The following is a 20037-nucleotide window of genomic DNA, read 5'->3' on the forward strand; positions in this document are numbered from 1 at the left end:
GGCGAGGACGTCGGCCCGCTCGGCGCCGAGCGCGGCGAGCGCGGCGAGCACGGCCCGGGCGGTGCCCCCGGCGCCGATGACGAGCGGGCTGCGCGGTGCCCGCCCGTTGCCGAGGACCGTTGTCACGGCATGCGCCGTTCCGGCGACGTCGGTGTTGAAGCCGGCCAGCCGCACGGGTCCGGCGTCGCCCCCACCAGCGCTCTCGGTGATGAGCCCCCGGGTGTTCCCGGTGGAAGCCCTGTCGGCGCCCCCACCGGTGGCTGTCCCGCGTCCGGTGTCCCGCCGGACGTCACCTCCGGTGTCACGCTGGCCATCGCGTTCGACGACGACGGTGTTGACGGCGCCGACGGCCGCGGCGGTGTCGTCGATCCGGTCGAGGAAGGCCAGGACGGCCCGTTTGAGCGGCATGGTCAGCGACAGGCCGACCCAGCCCGGTTCGGTGCGCACCCGCGCGATCAGGTCGCCGATCGCGCTGTCGTCGCAGGCGACCGCGGTGTAGTCCCAGTCAATTCCCAGCGCGCGATATGCCGCATGGTGCATCACCGGTGACAGTGAGTGCGCTATCGGCATTCCCGCGACGGCCGCTCGCGGCCGGTGGCTCTCGACGGCCGCGGGCGGCCGGTGGCCTCTGGCGGTCATGACCCGCCCTCGGAGCGGTAGCGGGCGAGTGCCTCCTGCCACTCCCGGTCCGTCGTCGCGAAGATCGTCACGTTCGACCTCGGCAGGGACACGAAGTACATCCACGGCCCGTCGGCCGGGTGCAGGGCGGACTCCAGCGCCCACTTCCCCGGGTTGGAGATGGCCCCCGGCGGCAGGCCCGCCACCCTGCGCGTGTTGTAGGGGTTGCTGCTGGCGAGCTGGCTCTGGGTCAGTGGGCCCTCGTACTCGTTGAGGGCGTACCGGGTGGTCGAGTCCAGGTCGAGGCGACGGAACCGGCCGGAGGTGTCGGTGAGCCGGTTGTAGATGACCCGGGCGACCTTCGGCCCCTCGTTCGGGTTCTTCACCTCACGCTCGATGATGGAGGCGATCGTGATGATGTCCTGAGGGGTGCGCCCCAGCGCGGCCGCGCCCGCCTCGATATCGAGAGCGGCCGTCTCCGTCCTGAACCTGTCGACGAAGCTCTTGAGCGTGGCGGTCGCGGAGGCGCCTGGTCGCAGATCGTAGGTGAAGGGGTACAGATAGCCCTCGACACCGGTCGCGTACGATGGCAGCTGGAGCTCGCCCGGGTTCTTCACGATCTCCTCGAGCGTGGAGAGCGGCTGGCCGGTGCGTTCCGCCAGCGTCGTGAGCACCTGTTTGACGGTCATGCCCTCGGTGATGGTGAGCCGGAACAGGGTGTGGGACTTCACGTCGAGCAGCGTGGCCAGCGCGTCGGCCGCCCGCAGGTGCTGCTTGAGCCTGTAGAAGCCGGGCTGGATGGAACGCGACCGTTCGTCGGCCGCGGCCGCGTTGACGAAGACGGCCGGTGTCCGCACGACCTCGGCGGAGGCGAGCACCCGGGCGATGTCCCGGGCGGTCGAGCCGGCCTGGATCTGGATGATGACCGAGCTGTCACCGGGCCCGGGATAGTCGATCGCCGACTCGCCGGCCGTGACGCGTCCGATCACCTTGCCCGCGCCGTAGATCCCACCGCAGAGGACCACGGTCACCACCACCAGGATCGCGATAAGCTTGGGCGCGGTGCGGCCCCGCCGCCGAGCCCGGCCACGGCCGCCGCGACCGCCATGACCACCACGGCCACCACCGGCGGGTCGCCCGCGGTACGATGCCCGGCTGCCTGATGTGTCATCGAGCAGCTCGTCGAGGTCGTCCCCGATCACGTGTCGTCCGCGTGGCGATCCGGCTCGCGCCGGGTGGCCACGGCGTCGGACGCCCCCGCGTCATGCGGGATGTCCAGGGCGGACTGCAGGATCTGCACCGCTGCCTCCTGGTCTACGACTGCGCGACGGTCCCGTGCGCGCAGGCCACGCTCGGCCATCCGGCGGTGGGCCACGACCGTGGTCAGCCGCTCGTCGACAAGCCGCACCGGGACAGGGGCGACGCGAGCCGCCAGCAGGTCGGCGTATTCCCGAGCCTTACGGGCCGCCGGCCCCGGGAGACCGGACAACCGTGTCGGGAGACCCACGACGACCTCCACCGCATGACGATCGCGCACAATCATCGCAATCTCGTCGAGATCGCTGTTCAGCCGGGTGCCCCGTCGCAGCGTCGTCACCGGGAACGCGATCCTCGCGTCAGGATCGCTGGCCGCGACCCCTATTCTGACTGTGCCCACATCGATACCGACATGCACCCCCGTCCGGCGGTTCATCGCGGACCGCCGGGGCGGGCCGATGCCTGGGCCGATACCCAGGCCGATGCCGGGACGCGCTCACGCGGAACGGGCACCGGGGATACCCGGGGCGTCGGCGCCGGGCGGGCCGCCGGCACCGCGCGCGTCACCGGTGTCGTCCGGCCCGGTGTCATCCAGCCCCAGCGCCTGGCGAAGCTCATCCTCCCGCTCGGCCATCCCTTCCCGGACGTCGGCCAGGAAATCCTGCACCGACTCTACGAGGGACCCGGCAAGGTGCTGCGGAGTGAGGGTGGAGACGGCGCGGGCGGCACGCCGCACGGTCACCACTCCCACCGCCGCGCCGAGCGCGATGTAGAACACCCGCGGCATCATGCGCTCCGGCTGTCGACGTCGGCCCCGCGAACCGTGGCCGCCGGCGCGGCGGAGCCGGCCCGCCGGGCGGCCCGCCGGGAGGCACGCTGCGCCGCCCGCTCCGCCTTGATCTCCGCCGTGATCTGTGACTCGATGTCGGCGCGGGCCCGCTTCGCCGCCGCCCGCCGGACCCCGTAAGAGAACGCGGCGACCCGTACGACCGGGCCGCCGACCGTCGCCGCGAACAGCGACGTGAGCGAGGAGATGTTCGTCGAGATCGTCTGTACGTTCGCCGTGATGGCGTCGACCCGGTCGAGTTCCTTGTTCACGTGGCTGAGCGCCTGGTTCACCTCGTCCACCGTCGCACCCGCCTGCCGCACGCGCGCGGTGCCCTCGTCGATGGCCAGCCCGGTCTGACGGACCCGGGCGGCTGCCTCGTCGAAGATCTTCCCGAGCTTGAACAACACGTAGCAGCCGAACAGGACGAGCACGGAGAACGCCCCCGCCGCGATCAGTCCCGCGATCGCACCACCGGACATGTGTGCCCTGCCTCCGCTGTCAGGGGCCGTGACCCGGCCACACCTTTGTGACAAGCCGTACATTCGTGACAAACTGCGCGACCGAACGTCCAGGATTTCCGCGACCAGGCCCCCTACACCGGCCGCGCCGGCACCGCGACGACGGCCCTCCCCGACGGGCCGGTGGCGACGCGGGTCATCTTTCCCCACGCCGCCGGGCCCGGGCCCTGGAACACCGCGGGAGAGCACCCACAGCCCCCGGACAACGGTCGACGGAGCGTCGAACTCGACGTTCCTGGAGTGACCCTACCGAGCGCGACCGGCTTCGTGGTCACTCGCCTCTGATGGCTCGTCCACATCTGCCCCGGCTGCGGCCCCGGCCACAGCCCCGGCCACAGCCCCGGCCACAGCCCCGGCCACAGCCCCGGCGGCGGGCGCGGCGGCTGCGCTGGCAGTGGTGGCAGTGATGGCGGTGCTGGCGCCGCCAGGCGCGGGGCTGGCGGTGGCGGAGCCGCGGAGGGCCTCGCGCAGGAACGCCAGCCGCTGCCCGGCCCGCTGCTCGAACCCGTGCCCGCTCGGCTGGTAGTAGCTCGCTCCCACCAGCGGGTCGGGGGCATACTGCTGGCTCACGACCCCGCCCGGATGGTCGTGGGGGTACCGGTAGCCGTCGCCGTGGCCCAGCCGGCCCGCGCCCGGGTAGTGCGCGTCCCGCAGGTGGGGCGGGACCGGCCCGGCACGCCCGGCGCGGACGTCGGCGACGGCCGCGTCGACGGCCCGGATGACCGCGTTGGACTTCGGCGCCAGCGCGAGATGGATCACAGTCTGCGCGAGCGCGAGCCGGGCCTCGGGCAGGCCCACCATCTCCAGGGCCTGGGCGGCGGCCACGGCCACCCCGAGCGCCCCGGGCTCGGCCAGGCCCACGTCCTCACTGGCCAGTATGATCATCCTGCGGGCGACGAACCGGGGATCCTCTCCGGCCTCCAGCATCCGGGCCAGATAGTGCAGGGCGGCATCGACGTCACTGCCGCGCACGGACTTGATCAGCGCGCTCGACACGTCGTAGTGCTGGTCGCCGGCACGGTCGTAGCGCACCGCGGCCCGGTTCACCGCCCGTTCGAGGGTGGCGAGGTCGATCCGGACGGGCGGGCGACCCGCCCCGACCCGTCGCCGCCGGTGCCCGCCGCCGCGGTGGCGGCCGGGCCCGGGCCTGCCGTCGCCGCGGCGGCGAGGACGGCGTCGCCGGCGGCCTGCAGGGCGGTCAGGACGCGGCGGGCGTCCCCGCCGGCCAGGCGCAGCAGATGGGTGACCGCGTCCGTGTCTATCGTCAGCCGGCCGCCGTACCCCCGCCGGTCGTCGAGCGCCCGCTGGACCAGGACGCGCAGGTCGTCCTCGGTGAGCGGCTCCAGGGTGAGCAGCAGCGACCGGGACAGCAGCGGTGCCACCACGGAGAAGAACGGGTTCTCGGTGGTGGCGGCGACCAGGGTGACCAGCCCGTTCTCCACCGCCGGCAGCAGCGCGTCCTGCTGGGTCCTGGTGAAACGGTGCACCTCGTCGATGAACAGGACCGTGCGGACGCCGGACACCGCGAGCGTGTCCCGCGCCTGGTCGATCACCGCCCGTACGTCCTTGACACCGGCGGTGACCGCGGACAGTTCCCGGAACCGGCGCCCGCCGGAGCCGGAGATGATGTGCGCGAGCGTCGTCTTACCACTGCCCGGCGGCCCCCAGAGCAGGACCGAGGTGGTGCCGCCGCCTTCCACCAGGCGCCGCAGCGGGCTGCCCGCGCCGAGCAGGTGACGCTGCCCGACGAGTTCGTCGAGGGTGCGGGGGCGCAGCCGGGCCGCGAGCGGACCCGACGTCGCCAGGGCCTGCTCGAGCCCGGCGTCGAACAGGCTCACCCGCCTACCGTATGCCGGCCCTGCCACCCGGCGGCGGGCGGCCGCTCCCAGCGCGTGACGGGCCGGCCTGCCGTACCTGTCAGCCGTACCTGTCGGCCGTGCCTACCGGGTGACGGCCGGGTGGCCGTGTGATGGCGGACGAGGCCGGCGAGATCCGGAGCGACCGAGAAGATCACCTGCCGTACCCGGTCGACGGCGAACGGCGCGAGCTCGTCGTATATCTCCGCGAAGACGGCGTGCGCCCGTACCCGCGGCCACTGGGGCGGCAGCAGCTTCAGCGGCAGGTCGGGGTCGAGGCCGGGGAAGCGCCGCCAGGCGTCCAGGACCGCGGTCCGGGCCACCAGCGCCTCCGCCGGGTCCACGTCGGCGGCCCTGATCCGTCCGAGCAGGAGGGTGTGGGTGCGGATGAAGTCCTCGTAACGGGCGCGCAGTTCGGTGAGGTCCCAGGCCTCGATCGGTCGTCTGGGGCCGACCGCCACGGCCATCGCGCTCATCCCGCCCGTCCCGGCTGTCCCGGCCGTCTCGACCACCCCGGTCGCCTCGACCGCCGTCAGGACCGTCGCGTTGGGCACGCCGAGTTCGGCGAACATCCGGATGACCGCCTCCGCCTCCTGCCGGGGGGAGACCCACATGCCGTCGTAGAGCGGCGCGAAACCCAGCCAGCGCAGCCTGTTGCGAACGGCATGTCGGATGTCACGCTGTTCCTCCGGCAGCGAGAAGGCGGCGACGACCCACCTGCCGTCCCACCCGGTTCCGGCCTGCCCGAACGACAGGACGCGCACGGCGCTGTCCTGCAGCGCCTCGGCCGCCTGGCCGGTCAGGCCGTAGTAGGTGTTGCGGCCGACCCGCGAGGACTCCAGCAGCCCACGGCGCGCGAGCCGGCTGAGCGCCGCGCGCGCGCCGACCGTCGAGATGTCGAAGTCCGCCAGCAGACGCACCAGCGCCGCGGACGGTATGTGCTCCTCGCACCCGTGCCAGTAGTCGCCGAGCAGGGTCATGAGCAGACGTTGCGGCTGGGCGCCGAGCCGGAAGCGCGGAAGATCGACTTTGGACGTATGGTCCCGGGTGACGACGGGTCCGGTGATTACCACGGAAGACGATATTACGAGCCGATACATCCAGAGCTGCCACGCGCCGGTATGCCGAACCGACAGGTCCGGCGGGTTCGCGAGGCCTGTCGGGCGGACCGGCTGCCGGAGCTGCTCCGGTCCGGCGGGCCCGCGCGTCCCGTCAGCCCGGCCCGGCCCGGCCTGAGGCCGGACGCGGCGCGACGCGACACCTCGTGGATTCGCGGTCGTACTTCCTCGCCGCCATGACGGCCCGTGGCGGCCCGTGGCGGCCCGTGGTCACGACTCCCCGCGGCCGCGGGTCGCCGATCCCCGTGGCACCCGCCCACGCGGGCCGAGCCGGGACCACTGACGCGCCCAGCCGTCGAGGGGCTCGAGCAGGCCCTGCAGGCGCCGTCCGTGCGCGCTCAGCCGGTAGTCACCTGCCTCGTCCACCTCGATGATCCCGGCCTCACGCAGCTCACGCAGCCGCTGGGACAGGTGCGACTCGGTGGCGTCCAGCCGGGCCGCGAGGGAGCGGAACGCCGTCGGCCCGTCCCGCAGGATCCAGAACACCGGTAGCGCGTGCCGCCTGCCCAGCAGGTCGATCACCTCGGCCAGCGCGGCCACGCCCTGGGAGGCCGCGTCCGCTCGCGCACCGTCACGTGCCATGCCACCCCGCCGTCATACGTATCATCACACAATGTAACGTATTATTCCGCGTGTTGTTACATATTACGTCACACGCCGTCACGCAATATGTCACAACACGCATCACGGGCTGCCACATGGCGCGCCGCACGCCATCACGTACCGTGTCGCGCTATGTCGCGCGCCGTGGTCAGGGTGTGCGGATCGCGCCGGAACCGTTCGGGCTGTGCGCCTCGACCGTGCCGACGAAGGTGCCGGTGGCCGGCGCCGTCCGCTCGCCCCGGCCGGTGACGCTTCCAAGCGTCCGGCGAGCCCGCTCCAGCAGGCTGCCCGCCTGGGCCGAGACGACTCCGGCCGCGCTCTGCACCTCCGGACGCTCCCGGACCGCGCGCGCCTGACGCATGATCGCGTCATAGTGCTCCCGGCCCGCGCGGGCCCCCAGCAGGTAGCCGAGCCCGAAACCGACGATGAAACCGGGTCTGACGTGCATGCTGCCTCCCGCTCGGTGTCACTGTGCACCCTTGCCGACCTTCACGAACGCATGAACGCTCCTGGCCGCCGGCGCCCGCGCACGGTCGCCACCCACACCCGGTGGCCGCCGTCACCGGACAACAACAGGCAGGGCGCCCGCAACCATGACCATCCTGCCCGAGCGGCCGCACGCCGACGGTCAACCAGCCGACCGACCCGTGTTTACTACCCCGCCGAACCATCCGCGCGAACCTCAGGTAACCTTGCCCAGTCAGATGCTCCCGACGTCATCGTCTGGAGCGTCGCGATCCCGCGTAGCTCAATTGGCAGAGCGTCCGGCTGTTAACCGGCAGGTTACAGGTTCGAGTCCTGTCGCGGGAGCACAAGCCCAGGTCGGAGGCTCGAAGCCTTGTGCGATCACCGCAGTGGTGACGTTTTGGCCGTCAGTCTCACCCCGTCCAGCCGTGAAGATTTTTGGTCTTTGATTGCCCCGCGGACTGATCAATAAGTCTTCGTGCCGACCGGAGCATCGTCCCGCTCGGGCGGTGTGGATCACAAAACCGTTCACGGTAGGCGATCTAGGCTTCTGGCCCCGCGGTCAGACGTCGAGGACGAGCCGTGCGCCGCGTGCGCGCGAGCGGCACACCATCATCACGGTGTTGGCGGTGCGCTCCTCCTCGGTCAGGAGCGAGTCCCGGTGGTCGACCTCGCCCGCCAACACCTTGGTTTCGCAGGTGCCGCACACGCCCTCGCCGCACGAGGTGGCGATGTGGATGCCCTGGTCGGCGAGCGCGTCCAACACGGAAACGCCAGCGGGAACGGTCACGGTGACACCGGAACGCCCGGCCACGACCTCGAAGGGCTCATCGCCCGTGCCGTCAGCCTCGACCGGGGTGAAGCGCTCGACGTGCAGGGTCCCGGGTGGCCAGGAACGGCACGCCCGGTCGACCGCCCTGAGCAGTGGTTCTGGCCCGCAGCAGTAGACCGCGGTCCCGATCCGCGGCTGGCCCAGTGCCGCCGGGACGTCGATGAGCCCGGTCTCGTCCTGGGGTGCGATGCTCACACGTTCACCCCTGCCCTCGATCTCGCGCAGAAAGGCCATCGACTCGCGGGACCTGCCGCCGTAGGTCAGCCGCCAGTTCTGGTTTTCCCGGCGCTCCAGCTCCCGGACCATGGCGATGATCGGCGTGATCCCGATGCCGCCGGCTATGAAGACGTACCGTTGCGCGGCCGCGAGTGGAAACTTGTTTCGCGGGCCCCGGACCTGAATCACGTCGCCTTCGCGGATGTTGTCGTGGATCCAGGCAGATCCGCCACGGCCGTCGGGCGCGTTGAGCACCGCGATGCTCCAGGCCCCGTCACTGCCGCACAGGGAATACTGGCGTGCGCGTCCCTCGGGCAGCAGCAGATCGATGTGTGCGCCGGCCTGCCAGCCGGGGAGGGCGGCGCCGGAGGGGTCGGCGAAGGTGAGTCCCACGACGTCGTGGGCGTGCTGGACTCGCTCGGTTACCACGACTTCGCGAGTGTCATCGGTCATGAGCTACTCCTGCGGCGGCTGCTGCGCGGTTCGTCCGCCGCCGGTGCAGTTCGAAGAGGACGCGGCCGAGATCCTCGTCCTCGTGCCCGGCGGCGCGGTGCTGGCTCTGTAGTAGTTCGAGTTCCTTCTGCAGTGACTCGTTGCGCGCGATGAGATCGCTCAGCCCGCGATCCGTGACGCCCGGCACGGGCCGCGGTCGGGGTGGCTGCCTCGTGCGCTGCACACCGGCGAGCCGGGCGAGGCTGGCGAGCGTCGCTTCCAGGTCGACGTTGTCCGTTTCCAGATAGTGATGCTGCGCATCCCACGTGTCCGCGAGCCTGCCGAGGACATGGATCGCCGCGCGCAGCTGGCGGGCGGCGGACCCGGCGGGCACGGCAGGCAGAACCTCGTCGCGAAGTTCACGGCGAAGCCCCTCGAGCAACTCGCCGGGGGTTGGCCTCAGCATGACGTCTCCAACGGCCTGCTGGCTGCGATCCACTCCAGGCACGCCTGGATGGAAGGGATCACGGTTCGGGCTCGGTCGATCAGCCGTAGGTTGTGGCTACGGCCGTCGATGACCGCACGGGCTGCCTGCAGGCTGATCGTGGCGTACTTGACCTCGCAGAAGACGCGGTTCCAGCGCAGTGCCGCTCCGGTGACAGGTGTGCCTCCGGCCGCTTCGTACGCCGCGACGAACTCCTCGAGTGGCACGAAGCGCTGCGGGCTCCACAGGGCGTGGTAGGCCCACGCGATGTCCTCGACCGGGTCGCCGACGTGCGCCATCTCCCAGTCCAGCAGACCGACGATGCGGTCGCCTTCGTAGAGGACGTTGCCCGGCCGAAAGTCACCATGCACGAGCGCTGGTCGCGCGGGTGGGGTGGCGTTGTCGTCAAGCCAGTCGTACAGCCAGGACAGCGCCGGGTACGGCTCAAGGCGACAGTCCTCGAATCGTGCGCGCCAGTAGGCCGGTTGCGGTTCATCGGTCCCGGTGGCCGGTGTGACGGCATGCAGCTCGGCCGCGGCCCGGGCCAGGTCCAGGGTTCGCGCGCGGCCCTGCTCGGTGTCGGCCGAGAGGTACTCCACGGCGTCCGTCCGGCCCGGCAGCCGCTGGAGCAGCACCGCGGGTGCTCCGAACAGGTGCCCGTCCGGGTCGTGCGCCCACACCTTCGGTGCCCGTACGCCCCGTTCGGCCAGCCCGTCCAGTACCGCGAACTCGCGTGCCGGGTCGGTCTGTACCTGCGAGCCGGGGGCACGGACGAGCAGGATCAACGGCTCCTCGTGCCGGTCCGCGTGAGCGTCCCGGCACGAGGTCCAGCGGGCGTCGCAGGCCCACGCGATGCGGGCGTTCCCGCCGAAGACCCGCACCGGCTCCGAGAGGGTCACCTCCCCGGCCTCCGGCAGGCGCGGACGCAGCAGTTCCCGCACGCGAGCGGCCAGCTGGGCCGGTGCGTGCTGAGGAAGGGTGGGTCGGGTCATCGGACGCCGGCTGCGACCCGCAGGGTCTCGCCGGTGATGGCATCGGACTGGGGTTCGAGGAAGAACGCGATGCCTTCGCCGAGGTCCTCCGGCGTGGGCACGTCACCGAGCGCCGTGTACTCGAGGTGCCGGTTCAGGTATCCGTCGTCGATCCACGCGCGTACCCGGTCGCTGAGGACCAGCCCCGGGGCGATGCAGTTGGCCCGAATCCCCTGACGGCCCAGTTGCACGCTGACGCTCTGGGTGAACGCGACCACCGCGGCTTTGGCCGAGTTGTAGGCGGCGTTACCGAGTTCGAGACGGTTGGCGAAGGCAGCCAGTGAGGCCACGTTGACGATCTTTCCGTAGCCCTGCGCGACGAAGTGCTTTTCCAGCGCGCGGCACATCAGGAAGGCACTGTTCACGTTGAGCGCGTACATCTGCACCCAGCTGTCCAACGAGATGGACTCCAGCGGCACGTCGTAGACGTCACGGTTGATGTTGACCATCCCGCCGGCGACGTTCGCCACACCCTGCACCGAGCCGAACTCCGTCACCGCGAAGTCGACTGCCTCCTGAACGCCCGCCTCGGAGGTCACGTCGGCCTTGATCGTCCGCAGGGTTCCGGGCAGCCCACGGGTGGACTCGATCGTGCCGTTGAGCCGACGCGAGCTCAGGTCGACCGCGACGACGTTCGAACCCACCCGGAGCAGCCTGGCCGCCGCGGCACCGCCGATGCCGCCGCCGGCGCCCGTGACGATGTAGGTGCGTTCGTTGAGGGGCAGGGCCGGCCGCCGCGGGGGGCCACCGCTGTGCTGGGCATGTCACGCTCGCCTTCAGATGTAGGAACGCTGGACAAAGTTCGGTGTGCGCTTCTCGCGCAGAGCGGCCAGGCCTTCGGTCGCCTCGGGTCCGGTGAAGCCCAGAATTCCGAACGCCAGGGAGGCTTCGAACGAGGGCCATGCGGCGCGAACCCAGTTGTTGAGCGACTGCTTGGTCCAGCGGATCGCGCTCGGCGCCCCGTAGGCGAGCCGGGACGCGATGTGCAGAGCATGCTCGTCGACCAGGTTGTCGTCGACGCAGAACGTCACAAGGCCGATGCGTTCGGCTTCCTCGCCCGTGATGGCGTCGCTGGTCATCAGGTAGTACTTCGCCTTGGACAGTCCGCACAGCAGCGGCCATATCGCGACCGCATGGTCGTCGGCGGCCACGCCCAGGGTGGTGTGCCCGTCCACGAGCTTGGCGGTGCGGCCTGCGACGCTCCGTCCGCCAGCAGCGCGGTGGCCAGCCCGCCGCCTGCCGCCGCTCCGCTGATCGCGGACACGATGGGCTTGCCGCAGTCGAGCATGTTCCGCACCAGGGCACGGCCTTCCTTCCACATCTGGCAGCGGAAGTCGTAGTCGTCGATGATGCGCTGCACCATGTCGAAGTCGCCACCGGCGCTGTATGCCCGTCCTTTTCCGGCGAGGACCACGGCGGACACCTCGGGATCCTCGTCGATCAGGCGCCAGATCGAGCTCAGGTCCCGGTGCATCTGGAAGTCGAGCGAGTTCATCCTGCCGCGGCTGAGGGTCACGCGCAGGACGTGCGGCTCGGGCCAGTCGAGTTCCAGGCTCTCGTAGTCGGGGTAGCGGATGTCGGTCACAGCCCGGCCCCCGATCCGAACTCCCTGCGCAGCTCGGCCTTTGCGACCTTGCCGTAAACCGCGCGCGGCAGCTCCCCGCGGACCAGGACATGGCTGGCGCGCTGGTACCTGGCCAGGCGTTCGTTGGCCCACTGCCGGAGCTCCTCCGGATCGACTTCCGCGCCGGAGCGCGGGATAACGACCACCAGGGGCGTCTCGCCCCACTTCAGGTGCGGCACGCCGATGGCCGCGGCCTCGCTGACGTCCGGATGGCGCATGAAGACCTGCTCGACGTCCACGGCGAAGATGTTGATACCACCAGATTTGATCATGTCCTTGAGCCTGCCCGAGACATACAGGAAACCGTCCTTGTCCAGATGGCCGATATCCCCGGTCCGCATGAAGCCGCGACCGTCCGGGGCGGTCCAGGTCGCTTCCTCGGTCAGCTCGGGATTCTTGTAGTAGCCGGTCATCATCCCGATCGAATGCACCACGATCTCACCGCTCTCGCCCGGGGGAAGTTCCGCGCCGGTCTCGTCGATGATGCGGATGTCCTCCAGCATCAGGGGTTTGCCGACCGACATGCGTTTGCCACGGACCGCGTCCGCCGGCAGCCGCAGGGTCGCGAATCCTTCGGAGAAGCCGTACACCTCGTGAATGCCGGCGCCCGGGAAGGCATCCTCCAGCGCGTGGTACGTCTTCTCGGCGATCGGCTGACCGGATGTGACAATGCAGCGCAGGCTGCTCACGTCGTGGTTGCGCAGCTCGGAGTGTTCGAGGATGGCGATCCACTGGGTGGGGACGAGGAAGGCGTGGGTGCCGCGCTCGCGCTCCACGGCTGCCAGGAATGCCTGGGCGGTGAACTTGCGCAGGATGACGACCGTTCCGCCCCGGTACATCGTCGGGATCATCGTGATCCAGGTTCCGGACGCGTACGGGGGCGTGCCGAGGACGGCGACCGAGTAGCGGTCGATCTTCAGTCCCATCGCGAAGCCGTACGGGTACATCATGCGGCTGACGTGGGTGTGCTCGATGCCCTTCGGGTGTCCGGTGGTCCCTGAGGTGTAGAGGATGGTGATGATGTCGAACGGGTCGATCTTCACTCCGCACGGCGTGACCGGGGACTCTGCCAGCAGATCCGGGAGCGACCGCCAGTGGTCATGGGCCGGGCCGAACGTGAGCCAGTGGGAGCCGCCGATCAGCGGTAACCGCGCGCGGATGGAGTCGATGATCGGCTCGGTTTCCGGATCGGCGACCAGAACGACCGCGTCGGAATCCGCCGCAAGGCGGACCAGTGACTCCCCGTCGAGCATGATGTTCAACGGCACCGTCACGCATCCGGCCTTCGCGCTTCCCCAGAACGCGATGAACGCGTTCAGCGACGCGGGCATGAACAGCGCGACCTTGTCACCCTTGTCGAGCCCTTCCGCCCGCAGCAGGTTGGCGAACTGGTTCGTCCGCTCGTCAAGCTCGCGCCACGTGAGTCGTTCGTCCTCGAATACGGCGGCCACCATATCCCCGCTGACCCGCGCATTATGCGTGATCACATCCGGGCACATCAACGATAAGTCGTACTTCAGGCTCACGGGTGATCTCCTGATCTCCGATCCGTCCGAACGCATGCTCGGTGAGGACGCACGGTAGCCACGAACGGAAGCCGTGACGAGGGTCGCACCATTGAGATCCCTGTTCCGGGTTACAAAGCCGCCCGTCACCAAAGCCGCGTCACCACAGGGCCCAACCGGGCCGACCCTCACGACAGGCCTCGTACGCGTCTGGCTCGACCGGTTGCAGGATGCCCGTCGTTGCTCTCGTACCGTCGATGACTGCGCAGTGGTGCTCGTCCAGCCCCCGCAGAGCGAGGCGGACGTGCGGGTCATTCACGTCGAATCGGTCCCATTCGGTCCGTTCTGGGCCCTTGTACGCACCGGGATGCAGCCCCGCGCCGGGGGTGCCGCCGTAGAAGCCACAGCGCATGAAGGCGGTCTGGTTGCCCAACCGCTCGAGGCGCAGGGATCGGTGGGTGCCGTCGTCGAAGGTCAGGTCGATGACTCCCGCCAGAAACAGGTGCGTGTCGGGTTCGAAGCGCAGTCGGCGTTCGATCCTGTGCACGGAGCCGCTGCCCGGGCGAGGGTCGTCGAAGCCGTAGAGCAGCTTCCTGCCCCAGAGGCCGACATCGTGCAGGTCGATCCAGATGCCGCCCTTCCAGCCGGGCCGGTGCACGCGCCCGCCGTTGAGTGCCGGACCACCGACACCCCGGCCGACGCCCCAGTGGCGGTCCCGGGTGCCGTGCGCCTGGCCGGGCGCCCAGTCCACCCGGGTGCCACCGACCTGAACCCAACCGGTGACCTGGCCGAAGCTCTCGAATCCGACGGTCACCTGTCGCTCACCGGAAGCTACCGGCGGCCCCCAGGCGGCGCCGTACGTCGGGCGGCGGGTGTCGGTCCACTCCAGATCGTAGGAAAAGCCCCACTCCCCCGGCTCGAGGACGTGCCGCCAGCGGTGGAGCCCCGTGAGAATCGTGGGGCGGATCGGGCCCACCGTGAGGTCCGCCTGCTCCGGCGACAGCGGTCGGAAGGACCGCACCGAGCGGTGGTCACCGCGGAAGTTGACGATCGCGTACGACTCGACCCGGCCAAGGACCGGGTAACAGCTGCCGCCCACGGCCAGCAGCAGGTCGCCCGTGTCGTCGTGCCACACGTTCCAGTACCGCTCGAAGAACCGCGGATCGTTCGACGCGGAGGTCGGCGGGTGCGAGACGGGGTATGGAGCCGCGTGGACGAACGCGTCGTCAAGCGGGACGAGCGGGGTGCTCACGCGCCCTCGAGCACGACCGGCAGCCGCAGCGGCCCGCGGCTGACCAGCGAGTTCGTCCACGGGATCGTGTCCAGGGGCTCGGCGAGCCGCAGGTGGGGGAATCGCTCCACCATGTGCCTGAACGCGATCTGCCCCTCCAGGCGTGCCAGCGGCGCGCCGAGGCAGAAGTGCACACCCTTCGAGAAGGCGAGATGCCCGTTCACCCGGCCCTCGAGAACGATCTCGTCCGGCGATGCGAAGACGCCAGGATCACGGTTCGCGGCCGCGAGCATCGCGAAGACCCGATCGCCCTCCTTCAGGCGCTGCCCCCCGAGTTCCGTATCCGTGGCGAGCAGGCGCCCGGTGGACAGCACCGGCGAGTCGAAGCGAAGGAACTCGTCCACGGCGGGGACGATCAGCCCGTCGACGTCAGCCGCCAGCTTGGCGGCGATGTCCGGGTGCTGGTGCAGGGCGATCAGGCCGTTGGTCAACAGGTGAGCGGTCGTCTCCTGCGCCCCGTTGCCGATCATCATCATGCTCGCGATCAGCTCGTCCTCGGTGAGCGTCTCGCCGTCGACCTCGGTGGTGATCATGCGGGTGAGGGCGTCGTCGTGCGGGCGAACCCGGCGTTCGTCAATCAGTTCGCGGAACAGTTCCGCCATCGAACAGGCGCCGTGCCGAGCTCTCTCGTACTTGTTGTCGACGCCTCGCGAGCTGCCGATGAACAGCATCATTTCGTCCGACCACTGCTTGACCTCGGCCAGCCGGTCGCGCGGGACGCCGAGCAGATCCATGACGACGTAACCCGGCAGGGTAAGAGCGATCTCGGTGAAGAAGTCGACCGGCTGGTCCTTCGGCAGGCCGTCGAACAGGTCCGACGTGATCTCGGTGATCGACGTCCGCAGGGACTCCACCATGCGAGGATTGATGACCGTCGACAGGTAGCGGCGCAGCCGGGTGTGGTTCGGCGGATCCTGGAACACCATCCACAGCGACAACCAGCGCAGCACGTCGGCCGCTGTCGCACGGTTCTCTTCGGAGAGCCGTTCGTGCACCGGCAGGAGACGATTCGCCGAGAACACCACCGGCGTCGTGACCACGGTCTGAACACTGGCCCAGTCCACCGCGATCCAGCCCGACAGCGGCTCGCACCAATGCACACCGCCGGCGGTGCGCAGCTCCGCGAATATCGCATAAGGATCGCGCAGTTGTATGGGATCAGTGGGATCGTACGCGGTCGGCATCGAACTCTCCAGGTTCTCGGAAAGCACGAGAATGGCACGCCGTCGGTCGGCTGTTCGACGGCCGCGACGCGCACGATCTGGAGCCGCGCACAAATCCCTCGCGCCGACCGACTCCCCCTCGAGTGCGATCCATATCACAGTGAGCCTTTCCCCACAAAGATCAACTACCTTCTGTGACAGCTACCTGCCGTGACAGACAAGGGAGGAGGCCCGGAGCGCCTTCCCCGCCCCGCGCACCATCGGTCCCGGCCTCTGGAGGATCAGCCTGATCGCCCGGGCCGCCCTCACGATCCTCCATGTCGAGCACCACCGCACCGCCTGGCGACCACCACGGACACTGCCGCCGTCAATTACAAAAAGTAACCAATCGTTACAGGGAAGGCTCAGTACCCACCATGACTCTTTCCATCAGACGCGTCGTGACCGGCGTCGACAGCACGGGAACCTCCGTCGCCCATGAGGACGCGCCGCTGCCGCCCGTCGAACTGGCGATCATGCCTGGTGTCCAGATGTTCCAGGTGTGGGGAACGGAGGGCCCGCTCAGCAGCCCGCTCAGCGACCCGAAGCCCGACAACGCGGCCTTCTTCCCCGGGCCGGGCGGAACACGTTTCGGACTGTTTCGCCTCCCGCCGGAGGACGGTGCCGAACCAGGTGCCGAACCACACGAGCCCAGCGCGGACGCGGCAACCCTCGAGTCCCAGGTCGCCGAGGCCGAAGCGAAGGTGCCAGGGCTGCTCGGCGTGTTCGAGCCCGACGCTCCCGGAATGCACCAGACCAGGAGCATCGACTACGTCATCGTCATCGAGGGCGACCTCTGGGTGGAACTCGACAACGGGACCGAGATTCACCTCCCCCCGGGCACGTGCGTGGTTCAGAACGGCGCCAGGCACGGGTGGCGCAACCACGGAAAAATTCCGGCCACGCTGGCCTACGTGATCCTGGACGCCCAGCAGCCCGCCCAGGGCCGCTGAAAACCAAGAAAGGACATGGCGTAATGCCTACGCAAACTCTCCCGGAAGTCGATGCCGTCGTCGTCGGCGCGGGCTTCGCCGGGCTTCGCACCATTCACCTGCTGCGGCAGCTCGGCCTGAGCATGCAGGTGTTCGAGGCCGGCGACGACGTCGGAGGCACCTGGTATTGGAACCGCTACCCCGGTGCCCGCACCGACACCGAGAGCTGGGCGTACTGCTTCTCGTTCGACCGTGAGCTGTGGCAGCGATGGGACTTCCGCGAGCGCTACACCGCTCAGCCCGACGTCCTGGCATACCTGCGGGCGGTCGCGGACAAGCACGACATGCGCCGGCACATCCGCTTCTCCACGCGGGTCGACGGCGCCTACTTCGACGAGGCGACCAACCGCTGGACAGTGACCACCGGGGACGGTTTACAGATCACCAGCCGGTGGCTCATCACCGGCCTGGGCTGGCTGGGCATCGCGTACAAGCCTCCGTTCCCGGGCGCGGACTCCTTCGAGGGCGAGTCGTACGTGACGTCGCAGTGGCCGAAGGAGCCGGTCGACTTCGCAGGCAGGCGCGTGGCTGTCATCGGCACCGGCGCGACCGGCATCCAGGTGATCCAGTCGGTCGGGCAGGTCGCGGAGCATCTGACGGTGTTCCAACGCACCCCGAACTACGCGTTACCTGGGCGCAACCACGCGCTGGGCCCGGAACAGCAACAGGCGCTGCGGCGTGACTTCGAGAACGTCTGGGAGAAGACGTTCAACCACGTGTTCGCCTTCCCAATGGAGCCGGCGAACCGCCTCGGCGCGCAGGTCGACGACGCCGAGCTCGAACGCGTCCTGGAAGCCGGCTGGGAAGCCGGCGGCTTCCACTACATCTTCGAGACCTTCGACGACATGCTCGTCGACCAGCGGGTCAACGACGCCGCCTCGGAGTTCGTGCGGCGCAAGATTCGCGCAATCGTCAGGGATCCCGCGACCGCCGAACTGCTGTGCCCGAAGACGCACCCGATCGGCGGGAAGCGTCCTCCGCTGGGCAACTTCTACTACGAGACCTACAACCAGCCCAACGTGACGCTGGTCAGCGTCCGTGACGATCCGATCCAGAAGATCACCCCGACGGGCCTGCGGACGGGGACCGCGGAGTACGAGTTCGACGTGATCATCTACGCGACCGGTTTCGACGCGATCACCGGACCGCTTGCCAGCATGAACGTGCACGGGGTCGGGGACCGGACGATCGCCGAGCAGTGGGCACAGGACCCGAAGGCCCTGCTGGGCATCGCGTCCCCAGGCTTTCCGAATCTTTTCGCGATCCTCGGGCCGCAGGCACCGTTCGCGAGCCATCCACCGGTGATCGAGACGCAGGTCGAGCTGATCGGCAAACTGCTGGCGCACGCGATCGAGCAGGGCGCCGAGCGAGTAGAGGCCACCGAGGAAGCCGCCCGGGCCTGGTCGGAGCAGTGCGACACGATCCTGAACGCCACTCTCCTGCCGCAGGGTATGGGAGACCGGCCGTGGTTTCTCGGGGCGAACGTGCCCGGCAAGAAACCCAGCACACTGTGCTACCTCGGCGGCCTGGGCAGTTATCGTGCCGCCGTCGACAAGGAGGCCGACGGCGGCTTCCCCGGTTTCACCCTGAGCAGGTCGCCCGTACCAGCATAGCCGCCCGGTAGAGCCGCCCGGTAAAACCGGTGCCCCGCCCGGGGAGGATTCGGGCGGGGCACCGGTTTTTCATGTTCTGCGCATCGGATGGTGAACGGCGCGGGAACTGCGGATATCCGGGGGCATCGGCTTCTCACGTTTTGTGCAGCCCGAGCCCCCTGCTGATGATAACCTTCATCATCTCGCTGGTACCGCCATAGATTGTCTGTACGCGGGCGTCTGCCCAGGCCCGCCCCACCCGATACTCCGTGGTGTAGCCGTAGCCCCCGTGCAGTTGCAGGCACCTGTCCACTACACGCTGCTGGGCCTCGGTGGTGTGCAGCTTTATCACGGCGGCCGTGTCGGCACCGAGGCTTTCGGCCAGGTGCTCCTCCACCCCCCAGTCGACGAAGACCCGCGCCGCCTTCACCGTGGTGGCCAGCTCCGCGAGCAGGAACGCGCTGTGCTGGAACCGGCCGATCGGCTGGCCGAAGGCGGTCCTCGTCCTGACGTAGTCGAGGGTGTCCGCCAGGACGCCCTCCATTGCCGCGACCGCCTGCACGGCGATGGTGAGCCGCTCCTGCGCCAGGTTCGCCATCAGGTAGCGCAGCCCCCTGCCCGGCTGCCCGAGCACGTTCGCGTCCGGGACCGCGACGTTGTCGAACGACAGCTCAGCCGTGTCCTGTGCGTGGAGCCCGACCTTGCCGAGGTTGCGGCCGCGCGCGAAGCCAGCCATCCCACGCTCGACGACCAGCAGGCTCAGGCCGGCGTCGCCGTCCGACCCGGTTTGCGCGACAACAATGACCAGGTCCGCATGGATGCCGTTGCTGATGAAGGTCTTCGCGCCGTTCAGCAGCCATCCGCCGGGGGTTCGTGTCGCCCTCGTCCGGACGCCCCGCAGATCGCTGCCCGCTCCGGGTTCGGTCATCGCGATCGCGGCCACGAGTTCACCCGACGTCATGCCCGGCACCCAGCGCCCCAGTTGCTCAGGAGTGGCCAGTTCGGCGAAGTACGGTCCGCAGACGTCGTTGTGGACCGTGAATCCCGGCCCGGTGGCGCCGGCGTGGTAAAGCTCGGCGTCGACAACCGCGTTGAACCGATAGCTCGCGCCGCCGCCGTACTCGGCCGGAAGCCCGAGACCCAGCAACCCGGCCGCGCCGGCCTTACGCCACAGTTCCCGCGGAACGATCCCGTCGCTCTCCCACTGGGCGTGGTGGGGGGTGATCTCACGTGCCACGAACGTCCGGACCATCTCGGTGAACGCGGCCAACTCCGCGTCGTGCTCTCGGACGGGTGCGAAGGTCCCTGTCATGTGGCGCCTCCCAGCGCTGTCCCAGATGGTGCGGCCAGGCAGGTGCGAAGGCCCTTTCAGGTATAACCGGGCCCACCGTCCACGAGGGCGGGCCCGGTTGGTCACGCGAACAAACGACGAGAAGGAGGTGATCGAGCGAGCGGGATGCGACGGCGATAGCTTCCAGTGCTGTCTGCTCTGTGAGCGGCGACTGGCGTTACGCATTGCCACTCATCACCTACCATCCGGAGGATCCTGCCGTGGGACCGTTGCGAGTAAAC

The 20037-nt window shown here is 69.5% G+C and carries 18 protein-coding genes, 1 tRNA gene and 2 pseudogenes; 3 read left to right on the forward strand and 18 right to left on the reverse strand.

Annotated features, from left to right (window positions below):
• The 9 genes and pseudogenes from CM1CMNOD_RS15405 to CM1CMNOD_RS15445 all read right to left on the reverse strand — a co-directional run.
• Positions 1 to 639: shikimate dehydrogenase family protein (locus CM1CMNOD_RS15405; protein WP_431607662.1), on the reverse strand; the 639-nt coding region annotated here is incomplete at its 3' end.
• Entirely contained in the window at positions 636 to 1820 is a 1185-nt protein-coding gene (mltG, locus tag CM1CMNOD_RS15410; protein WP_013874526.1) for an endolytic transglycosylase MltG, read from the reverse strand. The genes mltG and CM1CMNOD_RS15405, both read right to left, overlap by 4 nt.
• Positions 1817 to 2311 (reverse strand): Holliday junction resolvase RuvX, encoded by a 495-nt coding sequence (gene ruvX, locus CM1CMNOD_RS15415; RefSeq protein WP_013874527.1) that lies wholly within the window; start codon positions 2309 to 2311, stop codon positions 1817 to 1819. Before ruvX ends, mltG begins: the two co-directional genes overlap by 4 nt.
• Positions 2312 to 2371: 60 nt before the next feature.
• Positions 2372 to 2662, reverse strand: coding sequence for a DUF6167 family protein (locus tag CM1CMNOD_RS15420; RefSeq protein WP_013874528.1), 291 nt, complete (start codon positions 2660 to 2662; stop codon positions 2372 to 2374).
• Positions 2662 to 3183 carry a DUF948 domain-containing protein gene (locus CM1CMNOD_RS15425; protein ID WP_013874529.1) on the reverse strand — a complete coding sequence of 174 codons (522 nt, stop codon included), beginning with the start codon at positions 3181 to 3183 and terminating at the stop codon, positions 2662 to 2664. Before CM1CMNOD_RS15425 ends, CM1CMNOD_RS15420 begins: the two co-directional genes overlap by 1 nt.
• A gap of 285 nt (positions 3184 to 3468) precedes the next feature.
• Positions 3469 to 5060 (reverse strand): annotated as a pseudogene (locus CM1CMNOD_RS15430) (replication-associated recombination protein A).
• Positions 5057 to 6151, reverse strand: a complete 1095-nt coding sequence (locus CM1CMNOD_RS15435; RefSeq protein WP_237702806.1) for a PaaX family transcriptional regulator — start codon at positions 6149 to 6151, stop codon at positions 5057 to 5059. Before CM1CMNOD_RS15435 ends, CM1CMNOD_RS15430 begins: the two are co-directional and overlap by 4 nt.
• Before the next feature lie 255 nt (positions 6152 to 6406).
• Entirely contained in the window at positions 6407 to 6778 is a 372-nt protein-coding gene (locus tag CM1CMNOD_RS15440; protein WP_013874532.1) for a winged helix-turn-helix transcriptional regulator, read from the reverse strand.
• 169 nt (positions 6779 to 6947) lie between these two features.
• Positions 6948 to 7247, reverse strand: coding sequence for a hypothetical protein (locus tag CM1CMNOD_RS15445; RefSeq protein ID WP_013874533.1), 300 nt, complete (start codon positions 7245 to 7247; stop codon positions 6948 to 6950).
• A gap of 289 nt (positions 7248 to 7536) precedes the next feature.
• On the opposite strand from CM1CMNOD_RS15445, the gene CM1CMNOD_RS15450 reads away from it, so the two are divergent.
• Positions 7537 to 7609 (forward strand) — tRNA-Asn (locus CM1CMNOD_RS15450).
• 217 nt (positions 7610 to 7826) lie between these two features.
• Here the strand turns inward: CM1CMNOD_RS15450 and CM1CMNOD_RS15455 are convergent.
• The 8 genes and pseudogenes from CM1CMNOD_RS15455 to CM1CMNOD_RS15490 all read right to left on the reverse strand — a co-directional run bounded on the left by CM1CMNOD_RS15455 (position 7827) and on the right by CM1CMNOD_RS15490 (position 15863).
• Positions 7827 to 8765 (reverse strand): PDR/VanB family oxidoreductase, encoded by a 939-nt coding sequence (locus CM1CMNOD_RS15455; protein WP_013874534.1) that lies wholly within the window; start codon positions 8763 to 8765, stop codon positions 7827 to 7829.
• On the reverse strand, positions 8755 to 9210 hold the full coding sequence (locus CM1CMNOD_RS15460) for a hypothetical protein (RefSeq protein ID WP_013874535.1): 456 nt from the start codon (positions 9208 to 9210) through the stop codon (positions 8755 to 8757). The genes CM1CMNOD_RS15455 and CM1CMNOD_RS15460 overlap by 11 nt, the downstream gene beginning before the upstream one ends.
• The gene (locus tag CM1CMNOD_RS15465; RefSeq protein WP_013874536.1) at positions 9204 to 10220 is read right to left on the reverse strand and encodes a phosphotransferase family protein; all 1017 of its coding nucleotides are present in this window, start codon (positions 10218 to 10220) and stop codon (positions 9204 to 9206) included. The genes CM1CMNOD_RS15460 and CM1CMNOD_RS15465 overlap by 7 nt, the downstream gene beginning before the upstream one ends.
• Positions 10217 to 10960: an SDR family NAD(P)-dependent oxidoreductase gene (locus CM1CMNOD_RS15470; protein ID WP_050803567.1), complete on the reverse strand. Its 744-nt coding sequence runs from the start codon at positions 10958 to 10960 to the stop codon at positions 10217 to 10219. The genes CM1CMNOD_RS15465 and CM1CMNOD_RS15470 overlap by 4 nt, the downstream gene beginning before the upstream one ends.
• A 75-nt stretch (positions 10961 to 11035) precedes the next feature.
• Positions 11036 to 11844, reverse strand: a pseudogene (locus CM1CMNOD_RS24110) (enoyl-CoA hydratase/isomerase family protein).
• Positions 11841 to 13370 carry a class I adenylate-forming enzyme family protein gene (locus CM1CMNOD_RS15480; protein ID WP_206438079.1) on the reverse strand — a complete coding sequence of 510 codons (1530 nt, stop codon included), beginning with the start codon at positions 13368 to 13370 and terminating at the stop codon, positions 11841 to 11843. The pseudogene CM1CMNOD_RS24110 and the gene CM1CMNOD_RS15480 overlap by 4 nt, the downstream one beginning before the upstream one ends.
• Positions 13371 to 13548: 178 nt before the next feature.
• A complete protein-coding gene (locus tag CM1CMNOD_RS15485; RefSeq protein ID WP_013874539.1) occupies positions 13549 to 14640 on the reverse strand; it encodes a hypothetical protein in 1092 nt (363 codons plus the stop codon).
• Positions 14637 to 15863: a cytochrome P450 gene (locus tag CM1CMNOD_RS15490; RefSeq protein WP_013874540.1), complete on the reverse strand. Its 1227-nt coding sequence runs from the start codon at positions 15861 to 15863 to the stop codon at positions 14637 to 14639. Before CM1CMNOD_RS15490 ends, CM1CMNOD_RS15485 begins: the two co-directional genes overlap by 4 nt.
• A 419-nt stretch (positions 15864 to 16282) precedes the next feature.
• Here CM1CMNOD_RS15490 and CM1CMNOD_RS15495 point away from each other — a divergent pair, with 419 nt between their 5' ends.
• Together CM1CMNOD_RS15495 and CM1CMNOD_RS15500 are read left to right on the forward strand one after the other, a co-directional pair.
• The gene (locus CM1CMNOD_RS15495) at positions 16283 to 16834 is read left to right on the forward strand and encodes a cupin domain-containing protein (protein ID WP_206437663.1); all 552 of its coding nucleotides are present in this window, start codon (positions 16283 to 16285) and stop codon (positions 16832 to 16834) included.
• A gap of 23 nt (positions 16835 to 16857) precedes the next feature.
• Positions 16858 to 18486 (forward strand): flavin-containing monooxygenase, encoded by a 1629-nt coding sequence (locus tag CM1CMNOD_RS15500; RefSeq protein WP_013874542.1) that lies wholly within the window; start codon positions 16858 to 16860, stop codon positions 18484 to 18486.
• 133 nt (positions 18487 to 18619) lie between these two features.
• Here CM1CMNOD_RS15500 and CM1CMNOD_RS15505 read toward each other — a convergent pair whose 3' ends face one another.
• On the reverse strand, positions 18620 to 19777 hold the full coding sequence (locus tag CM1CMNOD_RS15505; protein WP_131774057.1) for an acyl-CoA dehydrogenase family protein: 1158 nt from the start codon (positions 19775 to 19777) through the stop codon (positions 18620 to 18622).
• Positions 19778 to 20037: the final 260 nt, after the last annotated feature.

This window comes from Protofrankia symbiont of Coriaria myrtifolia (genome assembly GCF_900634755.1).
GTDB lineage: Bacteria > Actinomycetota > Actinomycetes > Frankiales > Frankiaceae > Protofrankia > Protofrankia coriariae.